At 39.6% G+C, this 17089-nt stretch carries 12 protein-coding genes; 3 read left to right on the top strand and 9 right to left on the bottom strand.

The window, feature by feature from the left end:
• Nucleotides 1–99 precede the first annotated feature (99 nt).
• Nucleotides 100–597 (top strand): VanZ family protein, encoded by a 498-nt coding sequence (locus SJY16_RS03330; protein ID WP_377887663.1) that lies wholly within the window; start codon nt 100–102, stop codon nt 595–597.
• A 35-nt stretch (nt 598–632) separates the two neighbouring features.
• On the opposite strand, the gene SJY16_RS03325 is transcribed toward SJY16_RS03330, so the two are convergent.
• From SJY16_RS03325 to SJY16_RS03305, 5 genes are all read right to left on the bottom strand, one after another.
• Nucleotides 633–1112 carry a helical membrane plugin domain-containing protein gene (locus SJY16_RS03325; protein ID WP_377887662.1) on the bottom strand — a complete coding sequence of 160 codons (480 nt, stop codon included), beginning with the start codon at nt 1110–1112 and terminating at the stop codon, nt 633–635.
• On the bottom strand, nt 1096–4062 hold the full coding sequence (gene fdhF / locus SJY16_RS03320) for a formate dehydrogenase subunit alpha (RefSeq protein ID WP_377887661.1): 2967 nt from the start codon (nt 4060–4062) through the stop codon (nt 1096–1098). Before fdhF ends, SJY16_RS03325 begins: the two co-directional genes overlap by 17 nt.
• A gap of 198 nt (nt 4063–4260) precedes the next feature.
• Nucleotides 4261–5127 carry a transglutaminase family protein gene (locus SJY16_RS03315; protein WP_377887660.1) on the bottom strand — a complete coding sequence of 289 codons (867 nt, stop codon included), beginning with the start codon at nt 5125–5127 and terminating at the stop codon, nt 4261–4263.
• Entirely contained in the window at nt 5124–6089 is a 966-nt protein-coding gene (locus SJY16_RS03310; RefSeq protein ID WP_377887659.1) for an alpha-E domain-containing protein, read from the bottom strand. The genes SJY16_RS03315 and SJY16_RS03310 overlap by 4 nt, the downstream gene beginning before the upstream one ends.
• A 20-nt stretch (nt 6090–6109) precedes the next feature.
• The gene (locus tag SJY16_RS03305; protein ID WP_377887658.1) at nt 6110–7555 is read right to left on the bottom strand and encodes a circularly permuted type 2 ATP-grasp protein; all 1446 of its coding nucleotides are present in this window, start codon (nt 7553–7555) and stop codon (nt 6110–6112) included.
• 256 nt (nt 7556–7811) lie between these two features.
• Here SJY16_RS03305 and SJY16_RS03300 point away from each other — a divergent pair, with 256 nt between their 5' ends.
• Nucleotides 7812–8408 carry a YdcF family protein gene (locus SJY16_RS03300; protein WP_377887657.1) on the top strand — a complete coding sequence of 199 codons (597 nt, stop codon included), beginning with the start codon at nt 7812–7814 and terminating at the stop codon, nt 8406–8408.
• Nucleotides 8409–8445: 37 nt separating this feature from the next.
• Here the strand turns inward: SJY16_RS03300 and SJY16_RS03295 are convergent, their stop codons facing one another.
• The 4 genes from SJY16_RS03295 to SJY16_RS03280 all read right to left on the bottom strand — a co-directional run bounded on the left by SJY16_RS03295 (nt 8446) and on the right by SJY16_RS03280 (nt 16110).
• The gene (locus tag SJY16_RS03295) at nt 8446–11817 is read right to left on the bottom strand and encodes a hypothetical protein (RefSeq protein ID WP_377887656.1); all 3372 of its coding nucleotides are present in this window, start codon (nt 11815–11817) and stop codon (nt 8446–8448) included.
• A gap of 302 nt (nt 11818–12119) precedes the next feature.
• The gene (locus tag SJY16_RS03290; protein ID WP_377887655.1) at nt 12120–13889 is read right to left on the bottom strand and encodes an ABC transporter ATP-binding protein; all 1770 of its coding nucleotides are present in this window, start codon (nt 13887–13889) and stop codon (nt 12120–12122) included.
• Nucleotides 13870–15600: an ABC transporter ATP-binding protein gene (locus tag SJY16_RS03285; protein ID WP_377887654.1), complete on the bottom strand. Its 1731-nt coding sequence runs from the start codon at nt 15598–15600 to the stop codon at nt 13870–13872. The genes SJY16_RS03290 and SJY16_RS03285 overlap by 20 nt, the downstream gene beginning before the upstream one ends.
• 165 nt (nt 15601–15765) lie before the next feature.
• Nucleotides 15766–16110, bottom strand: a complete 345-nt coding sequence (locus SJY16_RS03280; RefSeq protein ID WP_377887653.1) for an ROK family protein — start codon at nt 16108–16110, stop codon at nt 15766–15768.
• 250 nt (nt 16111–16360) lie between these two features.
• On the opposite strand from SJY16_RS03280, the gene SJY16_RS03275 reads away from it, so the two are divergent.
• Nucleotides 16361–16948 (top strand): DUF5317 domain-containing protein, encoded by a 588-nt coding sequence (locus SJY16_RS03275; protein WP_377887652.1) that lies wholly within the window; start codon nt 16361–16363, stop codon nt 16946–16948.
• The last annotated feature ends 141 nt before the right edge of the window (nt 16949–17089 follow it).

Genomic DNA, 17089 nt, shown 5'->3' with positions numbered 1-17089 from the left:
TATCTATACAAAATATTAATAGTGAAATAACACCTCCCTATTATGCACGTTTTTCGTTATGATGGTAAATAACGGATCAAACAAGAAAGTGTGAAACCAATGATATTCTTACAAAAGTGGCTTTGGCTTCTATTAGCATTGCTAATGATGACTATTCTTTACTTCTCTTCTAACACACCTTACCAAAATCAAGATGTTAAACCTCTTTTTAGAGACTGGATTACAATCAGTCAAGATGACCTACCTCAAATTGAGTTTAGTTATGATGGCGCTCATGTTACCCCATCAGAGCCATATAACTATGTTGAGTTTTTCATAAGGAAAAGTGCACACGTTGTTTCATTTGGCTTACTTGCTTTTTTCTGGATGATGTTCTTCAAACGAAAGTATTCTACCAGAGTGTCACTACTTGGTGGGATTGTGCTGGCCTTTCTGTACGCTTTATTTGATGAATTTCATCAAAGCATGATTCCAAATCGAACCGGCCACCTAATCGATGTTCTCATACCGGATACTCTCGGAATCGTAATAGCTTCCTTTACTTTTCTTATCGTGACTTGGAGCATCAAAAAAGTAAGAGCCGAAAAATCCTCCTAAAAGGATTCTCCGGCTCTTTTCTTTTCTAGCTACTTTTATTGATTTTTCTCGCTCCCCATCCCTTTTAAAAAGAGTAGTAGAATCGAAAGCGACCGATTAATCTCAGGATCTTTCAAAGCTTTGATCAAATCAAGATAACCTGTTTTATGCTCGATCTCCTCATTTTCTGAAACATTCTCAATCCCGTTGTTCAGGCGTTCAATTAGAGGTTCTAGTTCTTTAACGTTAATTCTTCCAAGCGCTCCAACCAATAGCATTAGATTTTTGATAGCCATCGTATTTTCTGGAGTACTAAGGAGATCAACGAGAACTTTAAGCACCCGATCACCTTCGCCAAACATCCCATTAAGAAGGGAAATGACTCCTCTTTCTTTCATATGGCCTACAACATCTAGCGTTTCAAGCAAAGCTTCTTTGTTATCGATCAGCGCATCTTCGATTTCTTTTAAGTCCTGTGCTCTTTTCTCTTCTTCTGTCAGTTCTATTTTCTTAATCGACTTAATGGCCTTTGCCAAAACGGTCCGCCTCCTTCTTTACCATATCTCCAGGGAAGAGGTAGTCTTTTCTTGCCCACTTTCGTTCTACCTGTACACCTATTTGCGGCTGAGGGTTACCGAATCGATGATTTATTTTCGGAAGCGGAGAAGATCCTTTGTCTTTCAGAATCTCCATTTTCGCTTTCAATTCCTTATAGACAGGCGTATCAGTATCTTTATCTGCATAGCTACTCGTTAACATGTTGATCGCTCCTTCACCGGAGTCATTCAACGGCACGTAAATTTCTTTTCCTTGTACTCTGTCTGTTACAAGGCATTTCAGCTTTATCGCACCATATGGTGAAGAAAGCCTAACTAACGTGCCGTCAGTTAAACCTCGCTCATCTGCTAGCTCTGGAGAAACTTCTATGAACGATTCAGGAGTTTTGGCTCTAATGCCTTCGTTTTTGTAAGTCATATTTCCTTCATGGAAATGCTCTAGAAGACGTCCATTATTCACATGAAGGTCATACTCATCATCAAACTGGATTGGTTCAGTCCATTGTAGTGGGAAAAGGCGAGCTCTTCCATCTGGAAAAGGAAAGTCTTCTTGGAAAAGGAGTGGTGAATCTTTTCCATCAGCTGTAACAGGCCATTGCTGGCTATCATAGCCTTCCAAACGATCATATGAGACACCTGCAAACAGATCAGCTAACTGCACAGCTTCAGCCATAATATCCCTCGGGTGTGAGTAATTCCATTCAGCTCCGAGTTCATTTGCGATCATCATTATAATTTTCCAGTCTGGCTTAGAATCTCCAAGCTCATCTAGCGCCTGATAAAGTCGTTGAATTCGTCGTTCTGTATTCGTGAATGTTCCTTCTTTCTCGAGACTTGGGCTTGCTGGAAGTACCACATCTGCAAATTCCGCAGTTTTTGTTAGGAAAAGATCTTGTACGACAAAGAAATCCAGTTTTTCGAAGGCATCGTGGACATAGTTCAGATTAGAATCTACAATCCCCATGTCTTCTCCTTTTAAGTACATGCACTTAAGGTTGCCATCGTGAATACTTTTGACCATTTCATGATTGTTAAGCCCGATCTCTTCAGGTAAAGGACTTCCCCATGCTTTTTCGTATTTCATTCGAACATTTTCATCCGTTACTTCTTCATACCCTGGCATCATATTCGGCATACTTCCGAAATCACTGGCTCCTTGAACATTGTTATGACCCCTAAGCGGATAGGCACCCGTTCCTGGTCTGCCATAATTCCCAGTGACAAGTAGTAGATTCGAAATAGCTGTACTTGTATCAGAACCACCGCTATGCTGTGTAACGCCCATTGCCCAAAGCGCAACGGTACTGTTCGCTTCATGAATCATCGTGGCAATCTTGATTAGTTCTTCTTCTGCAATTCCAGTCACTTTCTCAGCGTATTGCAACGTGTATCTCTCTAGACTTTTAATGTATTCATCAAGACCATTTACTCGATCTTTCAAAAACGCTTCATCCGCCCAGCCTTGATCGATAATATATTTCGTAACTGCTGAAAGCCATACAAGATCTGATCCAGAAGACGGACGAATGAAGAGATCAGAACGCTCTGCCATTTCGTGCTTTCTCAAATCAGAGACGATAAGCTTTTGTCCATGTAGTTTGTTTGATCTCTTCACACGGGTGGAAAGCACCGGGTGTGACTCTGAGGTATTAGAACCAATAACGATCACTAGCTCAGACATCTCTATATCTGTGATCGAACCTGAGTCGCCACCGTAGCCAACAGTTCGGAATAACCCTTTCGTCGCAGGCGTTTGGCAGTAACGTGAGCAATTATCAATGTTATTCGTACCGATTACGCTTCTACCTAACTTCTGCATCAAATATGATTCTTCGTTTGTACATTTTGAAGAACTGATAAATGAAAGGGCATCAGGGCCGTGGATTTCTTTTATGCTACTAAACTTACTTGCAATCAATTTCAATGCTTCATCCCATTCTGCCTCACGGAATGAATCACCATCTCGAATTAAAGGTTTTGTTAACCTTTCATCGCTATTCACATAATCCCATCCGAATTTCCCTTTGACGCATGTTGATATACCATTTGCAGGAGCTTCAGCTTGTGGTTCAATTTTCAGGATATCTCTTCCTTTTGTCCACACATCAAAACTACAGCCCACACCACAGTATGTACAAACGGTTTTACTTTTCTTAATATTGTTTTCTCGCATCGCTGACTCCATATCAGAGATTGCAAGAATCGAGTTATATCCTGTCTCGACGTTCTTTGTTAATTCGATCATCGGACGAAGAGTACCATCAGGCATTCCTGTTAAGAAACCAGCTTCCCCTTCCATTCCTTTTTCCATCATCGCATTACAAGGGCACACCGTAGAACAATGACCACAAGAAACGCAAGAAGATTCATTGATTGGAACATCGTTGTCCCAAATCACTCTTGGTCTCTCTCTCTCCCAATCAATCGTCAAAGTTTCAGTTACCTGAACATCCTGACACGCCTCTACACAACGCCCACACAAAATACATTGATCTGGATCATATCTATAAAATGAATTTGAATCGTCCACTGGTTCAGGTTTTGCATCAAAAGGTACGGCTTGATGGTCCTTCTTCATTTGTTTTACAGTATTATGAATCTCACATGTACCATTGTTGTAGTCACAAACGGTACAATAGAGCTCGTGATTATAAAGAATTCGATCCATCGCAATATCCTGCGCTTGTTTTACATGAGAAGCTGTGGAGTTTATATTATCTCCATTCGAGAGATTAGTAGAGCACCCTCTTACAATTTCCCCGTTCACTTCCACCATACATGTATCACACGTTTCAATCGCACCTAAACTTGGATGATAGCAAACGCTTGGTAAATCTAGTTCATTGTTATGTAATACTTCTAAAACACTTTTACTCTTTTCTACAACTTTACTCTCGCCATTAATCGTAACCTGAATGGTTTCGGACAATATTCTTCACCCCTGTTTAGTTCATTGGAAACCTATTCCTCTATACCCTTTCAGTAGCAATGATAGACTATTTTTTAGAAACTTATTGTATAAGTTTTACATCATTATCACCATTCTTGATTGCACACAAAAATCCTTCTATTCTTTTCTTCAGTAAATCGACTAAACTCAACCTACGAGAAAAAACGGGCAGCGAAACTATCCGCTTACCCGCTCTTCTAAATTTTTCACACTAACACTAACATCTAGCGTATGTGTCCCACCGATATATACACCTTTTAATGGAGAAATATCACTGTAATCACGACCTACAGCGATTCGTATATGCTGTTCACTAGCAATCACATTGTTTGTAGGATCTAGACCAATCCATTCTAAACCAGGAAGTTTCACCTCAAGCCAAGCGTGCGTAGCTGCATCACCTCGATAGGCTGAATTTTCTCCTATATAGATATACCCACTGACATACCGAGCTGGTATCCCACGATAGCGACACAGTGCAAGCATTAAGTGCGTGAAATCCTGACAAACTCCAGTTCTGTGATGCAATACTTCTTCAGCAGTCGTCAGAACATTGGTCGCGCCAGATACATATGTCATCGTATTGTAGATATGCTCATTCAATTGAACCACAAAATCCAATTCATCCCGAGACTGCGTCCATAGCTCATTTGTTTCCTGCTTCATCACACTCTCTGAAACGATTGTATAATTTCGATCGATCAGATACTCTGCATGTGCTTGTTTAAAAGCATGCGATGTGAGCTCCTGCTTTTGTTCGTATGTTAATGACATAGCTAAATCAATTTCTCTTGGACACGTCTCCACTTTCGAGATCGTTTCGATCGATAAATTTCGATGCTCTTCCCATAGATAGAAGGTTTCAACGTAATTTCCCCAGTAATCGAAATGACCATACGTTGGACTAGATGGGTTAATAATCGCTGAATACGCTTCAAGAGATTGCATCTCATCATGAAGCGGGCGTAACCTGTACTGATTGATGCTTTGCCTTACTGGACGCTCATACTCATAGCTGTTGGTTTGTGTAACTTCAAATTTCATGGTATCGCTACTTCCCCTAGATAGTATGTTCTCGTAATATAATGGCCCACCGTACTACATCTACGCTGAAAACTTTGAAGAAATGCTTGTGCATCCTGATACAGGACTTCTTCTATTGTAAAATCAATCAAATCGTTCGCTAAATACTCGAGTTCATTTGCAAGTGCCTCTGAGTAATGCTCCACTTCGCCTTCTTCAAGAGCGACAAAAGCATTTCGTACTTTTTGAATGCAATAAATCATAGAGCGTGGGAAATCGATATTAAGAATGAAGAACTCTGCTACATCCTTCGCTTTGATTAGTGGCCTGTACATTTTTATATAAGCTTCATGCCCACTTACAGACTGTAGGACAGACCACCAGTGATGATACTCGACAATTTCCTTGTTTTGGTACTGATCTAGATCTTTATGATAGAAGACATCAAGAATACGAGCTGTTTTCTCTGCCCTTTCTAAATGTTTTCCCATCTCCATAAATAAGTACGCATCACCTCGAGGCATCGTTGCTTCCACAATCCCCTGGAAAAACAGCGATTCTTTTTTTACTGTTTCACAGAAATCATTTACTTCATCCATCGCCCAACTGGATTTACTATAACTCTTAAGCTTTAAGTAAAACGAGTTGATGCATTCCCATAATTCGTTAGGAATAATCTCACGAACAGCCCTGGCATTTTCTCTTGCAACTGTGATCGCATTTAAGATAGAGTTCGGGTTTTTCAGAGAAAACATTAAAAAATCTACGACGCTTCTATCATCACAACGATCATAATTTTCATCAAAAATCTCCTCATAACCACCAATTTCAATGAGTTCATACCAGTTTTGATTATTTTCTTCTGTCGGATTAGCATTTTCTAGACGGCTCGTTAACTTAACGGCTATCAATCTTGCATTGTTTTCAGCTCGTTCCACGTTACGAGACAACCAGTATAATGAATCAGCAACTCTGCTTAACATCGTTATCACTCCTTCCCTTTTTATACGTTAACAGGAGACTCCTCAAGCACCCATGTGTCTTTCGCTCCCCCACCCTGTGAGGAGTTCACAACTAGCGATCCTTCTTTTAGAGCAACTCGAGTTAACCCGCCTGGGAAAACATGCGTCTTCTCTCCCCCAAAGATGAATACTCTGAGATCCACATGACATGCTGCAAAGCGTTCACCCTTGAATGCCGGAAGTCTTGATAACTTAATCGTTGGCTGTGCGATGAATTCTGATGGATTTTTCAATATTTGTTTTCTATACGCTTCTATTTCTTCTTCAGAGGCATGAGGTCCAATCAACATATTGTAACCACCAGAGGCATTCGTGTGCTTCACAACTAGCTCAGACAGGTGGTCGAGAACATATTCCAATTGATCTTCGTACCGTAACAAATACGTTTCCACGTTTTTCACAAGGGGTTCTTCGTTAAGATAATATCGAATCATATCTGGCACAAAATGATAAATCGCCTTATCATCAGCTACACCATTCCCAATACCGTTGATAATCGATACATTTCCAGCTCGATAAGCATCAACAAGACCTGGCACACCAAGAAGAGAGTCCTCTCTAAATTCTAGTGGGTCGAGGAATTCATCATCAATTCTTCTGTAAATAACATCTACTTGTTTCAGACCTCTTGCTGTTTTCATAAATACTTCGCGATCACGAACAACGAGGTCTCGTCCTTCCACGAGCTCAACGCCTGATCTTTGAGCAATATAGCTATGGTCATAATAGGCTGAATTATAGACACCTGGTGTTAACAGGACAATAGTAGGGTTACTTTTATTCTGAGGTGCAAGAGATGCCATAGACGAATGAAGGTAAGAGAACTGTTGTTCAAGGGACTGAACGGAATATTGGTTAAAGAATTCAGGGTATACCTTCCGCATCACGTAGCGATTTTGGAAGACATAAGATAATCCCGATGGATTTCGGAGATTATCTTCCAAAACGCGATATTCACCCTTATCATCGCGAATTAAATCTATTCCTGCCATAAAGATATGCTGCCGTCTTGGTAAATCGATTCCTGCAACCTGCTCAAAGAAATGTTGGCAATTCACAATAAGGTCTCGTGGAATAACGCCATCTTTTAAAATTTGTTGCTCATGATACACGTCATCGAGAAATGCATTGAGAGCATCAAAACGCTGCATTAGCCCACGTTCAAGCTCAGCCCACTCATCTGGAGGGATAATTTTCGGAACAAAATCAAAGGGCATCGTTCGTTCCGTACCTTCATTTTCGCTATAAACTGTAAAGGTAATTCCCTGTCTTAGAAAATCACTCTGAGCAAGTTCATACCTCTCCTGTAAATCGTTCGGATCAACTTCGTTCAACCTTTCATGAAAAGGCCTGCAATAATCTCTAGGGAGGCGGTCCTTTTGAAGCATTTCATCAAAAAATTCACCAAGTTTGTATGAATTAAACACGATACCTCTTCCTCCTTATATGTATGATCAGTAATTTACCCATAATTCTTACTTTTCTAACAAATTTCGTTATCGGATACCCTATATCCTTTAATTGGATAGTAGAAAAGAAATGGTTTTTTCAAAACCCACAATAATGGTAGCTATAATTCACTTCTGAATCGTTTCATACATAGACTAGTACAGGCTAAGAAAAGGGATTCTTTATTTAAAGAAGAAGACTGTGATTAGCGATACAACAGTGGGGTGGATGAACGTGCGTTTATCAGAGATGAAGCCTGAACTTCTTTCAAGAGACCAAATTACGTCACTTTTATTCGATGGTTTAGATGACGATGGTAAGAATGGTGATTGTATTCTAGTATTTGGAGCAAGAAGCTTACTACGTGTAGAGAAAGCTTCTGAATTGTACAGTGCGAAACGAGCACCAACCATTCTCGTTTCAGGATCAGGGGCAAGATGGGGAAATGAAGAGATACCTGAGGCTATCTGGATGAGAGATCAATTGATTGAGCGCGGAATTCCTGCTGACGATATTTTGTTGGAGCTTAAGGCTGAAAACACTACCGAAAACGTCATAGCTTCCATGATGGTTCTTCAGCAGAAATTTGGACTACATGCAATCAAAAGATTATTGATCGTTAGCTCTCCCTTCCATATGAAAAGATGTCTGCTCTCGCTTAAGACATATATGCCTGATGGAATCGAGTATACGCTTTGTGCCGATAATCGAAAAGTTGGGCAGCGCACAAATTGGTGGACTGACCCAGATGAAAAAGCTTATGTATTGAAAGAAGTCACGTCAATCAACAAGTATGCAAAATTGGGAATACTGCTAGATGAAGAAATGTGAAAAGAGGGGGTCAGGCACGTGCCTGACCCCTCTTTCATCATTTCCATTCGTTCCATTTGTTTAATAATTGCTCTTTCTTCACTTGTAGCAAGGTACTCCCTTTGTCATCCTTTCTTTGCTTCTGCCATTCGTAAAAGCTTGCGACACCGATGAGAGTAAATCCTGCGATCAACAAGTAAGCCCACCATGGCATATTCCCCCAATAAGGACGAGATTGGATAAAGAGGTTTAAAATAAGCACGCTTATTCCGATTAAGAAATAAGACTTAATTCTGAAATAGAAACCACACAAGACAGAAGCCAGAGACAATCCTCCTGCTATAAGAGCATCATAGATTGTATTACTCATGATGGCATCAGTAACGAGAATGGCAGCAACGATCGCGACTACACCTAACTCAATCCATTTCACAATTCGTTCTTCATGCTTCCATGTACCTTTTGCCAGGTAGATCGTCACACCTATCCACGGGAGAACATAAACCTCCGCTACAAAATACTGATTGATCTCCAAGTGATGAAGTAGCGTATAGTAAGGAATTAACATGCTGACAGCGGTCAAGCTTTTTACAATTCGCTTCGGTGTACCAGTTGGCACCCTATTAATCTGTAATGCTAATAAAATAACGATAAACAGAGCAGGCATTTCTTCAGCCCACAGTGATGCGTCAACAAAATAGTGATTTAAGGGCAAGACTACTATCAATGCAGCAAATGTATACCAATCGATATGATTGTTCAACATCTCTTTTGATTGGAAAGCGTATAGCTGGTTATGAACGAAAAGACCTGTACAAAGCAGCACCGTTCCTACTAATACATTTATTACAACTGTTTTTTCAATGGTTTCAAAAGGTAGAAGTTGAACAAATAAGAGTACAAACAATAAAGGTATGATAGTAACTAACTGCCACCTAGACTTATGCATGATATATAGAAGAACGCCTACATAGCAGATCGCGACGCTAAAGGACAAAGCAGTCAACATGTTCTGAAACGCAAATGGCATTAATCCGAATACCGAAAATGGTACCACATACCATTTGATCCGATCTTTCCATTTCGCATTCAACAAAAACCAAAGAACGACCATCACAGCACTTGATGCGAAACCCGTATAAAGGTAGACATGATCAACGTGATAAAAGTCTACGAGAGAAACATATAGAAAGGGCAAAATAGAAAAGCCAGCATAAAGGAATGTACGAACTTCCCATTCCTTTGTTCGAGTGATAATACTATATAAGTAGATAAGTAGGGTCGTCACAAAGAGTATCGGTACATCCGGATATTCTCCTACTGTATAAAATAAAGCGAATGGCAGGTAACTATGTGCCATATAAAAATATGACTTTTGCACAATTTCACTTTTTCTAGTAATGAGGTCTCCTATCACAATCAAAACAACACTACCAAGAATCCATTGGAAAAATCCCTGAACTGGAAATGCTTCAGCAACAGACAGATAAGCTCCCAGGGTGAATAAACTAACAAGGAACCAAAGCGTTTCCTCCGTTGTGTGTTTAATTAGCAAAACCAAAAAGAGTATTGCTCCTACAAGAAGGCCAGTTCTCGTATATAATCCGTTAACTGGATAAACAAGAAGTAGCAGAAGGCCGATTGTATAAGCAACCTGAGCCGTCCAAAAAAATGCGCCTCTAATGTCCAACTTCTTCCAAAAGTATGAAATCCCAATGAGTAGGAAAGCAGTTGCTCCCAAATGGAACGGTGCACCTAGCTCATCTTGATAAAAGCTAGCTTCAGCGAAAGATGGATATAAAACAAGGCATGCTATTCCCCATGTTACAGGGACCCCTAAACTAGCAACTCCTCTAATCCATTCCTTTTCACCCTTAGAAGCAATTGTCAAAAAGACAATTCCGATGGTTACTAACATAACACTAACTAAAATCCATTTTTCGGCTATAACTCCAATTAAAATAGCTAGAGCCATTGGACCAAAAGATAAAAACATTGATCCAGATCTGATAATCGTTGTATGTCTCCACTTGTTCCAATAGAATCCCAAAAAGTATAAAACAAACCCTGTTAGGAAGAAGTGAAGCATCACGATTGTTACGTTCACATCGTCATAAACTAAGTTCAATGGATAAAGACCAGCCGCTAGTAGAAAGACAGGAGCTAGAAAACCAAAGAGCTTCATTTTAGATAGATTTCCAAGATAAATATAGTTGATACTAATCAAAAGGTAACTTGCTACAAGTAGCCAGGATGGATCATCAAACCGTAGCATTAATCCTTTATAACTAATAAACAGAAAAGCACATATAGAAATAACTCCGCTCGTAAACTGAAACGCTCGTTTCATATATAGATTCTCAAATTTCTCTAGCAATTGAAGCCCTATAAAAACAAAGCCGAGAAGCGAGTAGAGGAATACATCTATTGATCCGAGAATGGAATTCTCGATTAACTGATACATCCCATAAATGAAAAGAAGTGTAAATACAAAATGATACTCTTTTTGCTTCCCCACATACACCATTGCTAAATAAAGAGAAGCAGTTATGATAACGTTAAAACTATAAAAAACGGCGTGATCGTAGAAAAAAAGCAGCAATAGCGTAGATAACACCAGATTCCCCTGCACATAAAGTGGTAATTCTTTAATGAATAAGTGGTCTCCAGCTATTCTTCTCAATCTTACATATGTGACGATTAATAGCCCATTAAACAAAACGATTCCAAAATAGAAAGCATCGATACTCGGATTAAATAGCTGAATGAAAAATGAGGCTCCGATTGTAAGCACGACGAAAGAAAACCATACGAATAATCTTGAGTTTTGCTTTAATGCATGGTAACTGTACAACGGTAAACATACGATAGTTCCAAGTAAACCTAGAACGTATTTACCCCCTCCACTCATTGACAGCCATGGTCCAAATAACTGAAAATATCCAGCTGATAAAATGACGATCGGCAGAAATAAGCTTCCTAGAACTAAGAAGGCAAACGCTGTTTTTCCAATTCTAAGCTTATGTCCACCAAGCCAGCTAATTCCAAAGAAAAGGAATGATACTCCTGCTATCAAAGCCGTTTTCAGTGTAGAAGTAAGAACATCCCAGGTACTAGTCGCTAGTACAAGACCGCCTAATAGAAGAAGGACGACGCCAACAATAAGAATCCAAGTAAGGTTTCGATCACGAAGTTCTTGAGCCGATCTTACCTTTTTCTCTTTTACCTTTCCTCTCGGTTTCGTTGCTTTCTTTTCTTCTCTAATTCTCTCATTATTTTTCGTCATTCCCATTCGCTGTTCAACTTCTGATTCAAGAAGATGTGAATAAGCAGCTGATACTTCCTCGTAAGTGCTTTTAGAAATGAAATCCTTTTGTTCAAGTCTAGTTAATTCTTCTCGAAAAGTAGCTTGCTTCCCCTTTTCATTCATTTTCTCCCCCCAAATCACTTAACATATTTTTCCTATGTAATAATTCTATTTACTCACACCTTTTTTTATTTCGCAATACTCAAAAAAACGAAATCAAGCTAGCTTCTAGATCTCCTATGAAGCGCTTTTCCATTTACCAACATAAGATTCAACTTTCTCGTTTTTTCGTAAATATTGTTGCTATGCTCCAATCAGTTAAGTGTGATTCTTTATACACGAATTCTTTCAAAAGCAACGAGCCAAAAAGACTCCCAAGAACTTCTTGAGAGCCTAGCCTTGATACGATATTTTTCATCTGTACATCATGCATTTTCTTTAATGCCAGAGATCACCATTTCTTTATAAAATCCATCTTTCTCAATCAATTCGTCATGCGTTCCTTTTTCAATAATTTTCCCTTGATCTAAGACAAGAATTTGATCAGCACGCTGAATGGTATTTAACCGATGGGCGATCACAAAGCTCGTTCTCCCCTCCATCAATGTCCACAGCGCTCGTTGAATCTGCACTTCTGTTCTTGTATCGATACTGCTTGTTGCTTCATCTAATATCAAGATAGTAGGATCAGCAAGCACAGCTCTTGCGATTGAAAGTAACTGCCTTTGTCCGTGGCTAATTCCTCCTCCATCTTGCTTTAAGACCGTCTGGTATCCATTGGGTAGCCTCTTAATAAACGAGTGAGCATTAGCAACCTCTGCTGCGTTCCTGACTTCGTCGTCAGTTGCATCCAATCTACCATAACGAATGTTCTCTAGAATGGTTGCTTCAAATAAAAGAGTATCTTGTAAGACAAACCCCATATTCTCTCGTAAGCTATCTCTCGTTAAAGAGGTAATATCTTTCCCATCTATTTTAATCGTTCCTTCGTCTATCTCATAAAACCTCATGAGTAAATTAACGATTGTTGTTTTTCCAGCTCCAGTAGGGCCGACGATTGCAACGGTTTCACCAGGTTGCGCCGTAAAGCTTAAACCTTGCAACGTATCCTGATCTTTCTCATAGCCGAATGAGACTTCTTGAAACGATACATTTCCTGTTACATTTGTTAATGCTGTAGCATCAGCCCGATCCTCCTGCTCTTGCTTTTCATCAAGGACTACAAAAACTCGTTCTGCGCCAGCAACGGCGGAAAGAATTGTATTAAATTGATTTGCTAAGTCGTTTAAAGGGCGAGTGAACTGCCTGGAATACTGGATAAAAGCAACGATGATCCCAATAGTGACTAGCCCTTTTAAAGCAAGCCACCCTCCTGCTGCAGCGATTAGAACAAAGCTTAAATTGTTTAGCACATTCATCAGTTTTGGAATAAACCCTGAATATGTTAAAGCCCAAAACCCTGATTTTCTAAGCTCCTCACTTTCCTTTTCAAATTGCTTCATCACTCTTTCTTCTTGTGAAAATGTCTTTACAATTTGCTGTCCGGAAATCGTTTCTTCAATAACGCCATTTAATTTCCCTAAATTACGCTGCTGTTCCTTAAAATAATAACCTGTTCGTTTTGTAATCCATTTCATCCCCGCATACATAATTGGAATAATCGTAAACGTAATCAATGTCAAAAGAGGACTTAACCAAATCATGATCGCCACTGTTCCGATTAAAGTCAGAATGCTCGAGATGATCTGAATCACTGAGCTGTTCAATGTCTTGCTTACATTCTCAATATCATTTGTAAGTCGACTCATCAGCTCCCCGTGTGTCTTTTTATCAAAGTAAGGGATCGGAAGACGTTGAAAATGATGAAAGAGATCTTTTCTCATAGACATGACCGTTTTTTGCGCGATACCGATCATCCAGAAATTCTGTAAAAATGTAACGATTGACTGTGACAAATAGATGCCGACCAGCATCAAAAGTAATGGAATTAGTCCGGTTAGATCTCCTTTTACTAAATAATCGTCAATTGCCACACTCGTTAAGTACGGGCCGAGCAAACCAAAAATCGAGCTCATCAAGACTAATAAGAATACGACGGTTAGGAGTCCCTTCTGCACAGATAGATAACTCCAAATTCTTTTCACAGTTTCTTTAATATCATCCGGTCTTTTCTTATTAAGATGTCTTCTCGGCATGGTCAGCCCCCTCTCCGTACTGTGATGAATAAATGTCCTGGTAAGCTTCATTTTCACTCAATAACGTCAAGTGTGACCCTTTTCCAACCACTTCTCCATCATCAAGGACAAAGATTTGATCCGCTTCCTTCACAGAACTTATTTTCTGAGCAATCAGTAAGATGAGGCCCTGAAAATCACTATCCCTTAGTGCTTGCTGTAATTTCGCCTCTGTTTTTAAGTCAAGGGCACTGGTACTATCATCAAGTATTAAGATTTCAGGCTTTCGAATGAGGGCTCTAGCAATAGAAAGCCGTTGCTTTTGACCGCCAGATAGGTTGACACCTTTTTGTCCAAGCTCTGTTTCATATTGATTGGGAAGCGTCATAATGAACTCATGAATCTGGGCCGTTTTTGCGGCGTCAACAATTTCATCCATCGATGCGTCCTCTTTCCCCCAGCGAATATTTTCACCGATCGTATCACTGAAAAGCATCACTTCTTGAGGAACAACACCGATTGCTCTCCTTAGCTCTTCTACCGGCACCTCATTTACATTGACGTCATTCCATTTTATTTCTCCAGAATCCGGTTCATAGAGGCGAGGGATCAATTGTATGAGCGACGTCTTCCCTGTACCTGTGGAACCTAAGATGCCAATAAATTGGCCGCATTCCAACGAGAAGGAAATATTCTTCAACACCTTCGCTTCGGTATATGAAAAACTAATATCATCAAACGCTAAGGTACGTAGGGGAAGAGGCAACGACCGACTCGACTTTCGACCAACTGTCTCAGTTTCAAACACTTCTTCCATGCGGTGAACCGATGCTCTAGCACGAGAGAGAATCATTAGTATGAAAGAAAACATCGAAAGCGCAACTGTAATCCGTGTTCCATAAGTGATGATGGCTGCTACATCGCCAACTTTCGTATCCCCTCCAATGATTCTTGTTCCCCCAAACCATATAACGGATACGAGTGCTACGTTCATAATAATGAGCAAAACAGGCGTTGCAAGCTCAATCAAACGTAAAGAAGCAACGTTTCGTTCAAAGAGGTCGTTATTTACTACCCTGAACCGATCTTGTTCATATTTGCTACGTCTTAGTGCTTTAATCAATCGAATGCCTACTAAATTCTCTCTCATAACGCCGTTCACTCGATCAAGCTTTTCCTGCACAAGAGCGAACAATGCTATACCTTTTTTCATAACAAAATAAAGAAAGACGATCACGAGTGGGATCGCTACTGTTAATAAAAGGGCAATCTGCCAATCTACAAAAAGAGCCATCACAACGCCCCCAATAACGAGAAGGGGTGCTCTTACCATGATTCTAAGTCCCATAAAGATAACAAGCTGAACTTGATTCACATCATTGGTAAGTCGCGTAATCAAAGAAGAAGTTGGAAATCGATTAAAATCAATAAAAGAGAAGGATTGAACCTTTTCGAACAACGCTTCTCTTAAATCAAACGCGAACTGTTGACTGACATAAGAAGCAAGGTATGTATTCACGATTGATGTAACAAAAGAAAAAATAGTTAATCCAAGCATGAACAGTCCAACGGAAGTAATAACAGAACTGTTTCTCACTATAATGCCGTTATCAATAATATCCGCCATTAGGATTGGCAACCATAGTTCAACTGCAAGCTCAACAAGCATCAAGATTGCAGCAATGATTGCAGCCTTACGATAAGGATAAATGAACGAAAAAATTTTACGCATGACCCCTCCAGAAAGCTCCGACATTACATACACTTTACCATATTTTTCAGAATATTTAGGACTACGAAAAATATGACAAATAAAAAAAGAAATCGGCTTTAAAGCCGATTTAAATCGTGTTATTTATTACTTTTTGGGACCATCAGTGGATTCAAATTCGCATGGTTAGGACCGCTTGATCTTATAATCATGTTTCCCCTTTCCTGCACCATACATCGCTTCTCCGAGAGCATCCGTATCTTTTAAGAGAAACGTTGGAATGTCGACTTCACTCTCAACAATCTCAGTAACATGAACGTCATTCCAGCTTGGCAGATTGGGAGACGAAAGAAAGACACCTTCAAAGGGATTTAACGGTCCAGGAGATCCGATGACCATCGTCTCCACTTTATAAGTTTCATTCAATTCCTTTATCAATTCTACGATTCTGCCGATAATTGATGTATAGCCAGAGTTAGCTTCTGTTGGAACTTGCCTTACCTTTAGTAGATGCCTACTTTCATCAGTCACTCATACACGTAAGTTCGTTCCACCTAAATCGATACCCATATCGTACTTTGCCAAAATATCCCCTCCTGCAATTTCCTATTTTTATATGCTACCATGAATTACAAAATCAAGTATGAGACAATTCTAATAGTAGCAATAATCAACATAATTCGTCTTAAATTGCTAAATTTTGAAAAATTTATAGGAAATTCGTTGACTACTAGTGGTGCTCTGCTAAACTATTATTAAACTAACAAATTAGGTGACAGACATGGTATTTGACGGTATTATACTAGCAATTCTTATTGGATTCCTAAGAAAAGGGAGCTTAAAAGGCTTTGCTTATTTATCGTTTCGAGCTGGGTGGATATTCCCACTTTTACTATTAATTGAAATAGGTATTTTCACCTACCAATCTTCCTATGCATGGATTGGAGAATATAGCGGGTTAGTGTTTATGCTGATCTACGCTGTCGGCATGATGTTCCTATGGTTAAACCGAAAAATGAACGTAGGTATTCCAATTCTCTTGCTGGGCGTGTTTCTTAACTTTATCGTTATGGCCTTGAACGGTGGTCGAATGCCTGTATCATTAGAAGCTGCTACTATTTTAGACCCGGCTTATGCAAACGCTATCCAAGACGGCTTGTATGGTAAGCATGCTGTACTTACGGAGTCAACGGTATTAGGATTTCTTGGTGATGTTATTCCAATTACCGATCCCTATCCAAAAGATCAGGTGATCAGCATAGGAGATATCGTCATGAATATAGGTATTTTTATCTTTATACAGCGAGTCATGGTAAAGAATCAACATCCAGAAGGTTCATCTTCCGCGACTAAGAAGCTGTCTACTTAAAGGAGGTGACAGCATGGAAAGAAAAGAAGGCATTAAGCTAACTGGTATCATTGTTAATATTGCTATTATTTCTACCGCCTTAATCGCATTAACTTCTGGATTTAAATTAGTTTAATTGACGAAGGAGGAGCATAATATGCT

Origin of the sequence: Alkalihalobacillus sp. R86527, assembly GCF_042466185.1 — a bacterium.
Lineage (GTDB): Bacteria > Bacillota > Bacilli > Bacillales > Guptibacillaceae > Guptibacillus.
The sequence above is the reverse complement of the archived record's forward strand: the minus strand, read 5'-3'. Positions and strand labels throughout refer to the sequence as shown.

Coding starts and splice junctions, on each gene's coding strand:
- SJY16_RS03330 (WP_377887663.1), top strand. CDS start 100: ATGATATTCTTACAAAAGTGGCTTTGGCTTCTATTAGCATTGCTAATG.
- SJY16_RS03315 (WP_377887660.1), bottom strand. CDS start 5,127: ATGAAATTTGAAGTTACACAAACCAACAGCTATGAGTATGAGCGTCCA.
- SJY16_RS03310 (WP_377887659.1), bottom strand. CDS start 6,089: ATGTTAAGCAGAGTTGCTGATTCATTATACTGGTTGTCTCGTAACGTG.
- SJY16_RS03295 (WP_377887656.1), bottom strand. CDS start 11,817: ATGAATGAAAAGGGGAAGCAAGCTACTTTTCGAGAAGAATTAACTAGA.
- SJY16_RS03290 (WP_377887655.1), bottom strand. CDS start 13,889: ATGCCGAGAAGACATCTTAATAAGAAAAGACCGGATGATATTAAAGAA.
- SJY16_RS03285 (WP_377887654.1), bottom strand. CDS start 15,600: ATGCGTAAAATTTTTTCGTTCATTTATCCTTATCGTAAGGCTGCAATC.
- SJY16_RS03275 (WP_377887652.1), top strand. CDS start 16,361: ATGGTATTTGACGGTATTATACTAGCAATTCTTATTGGATTCCTAAGA.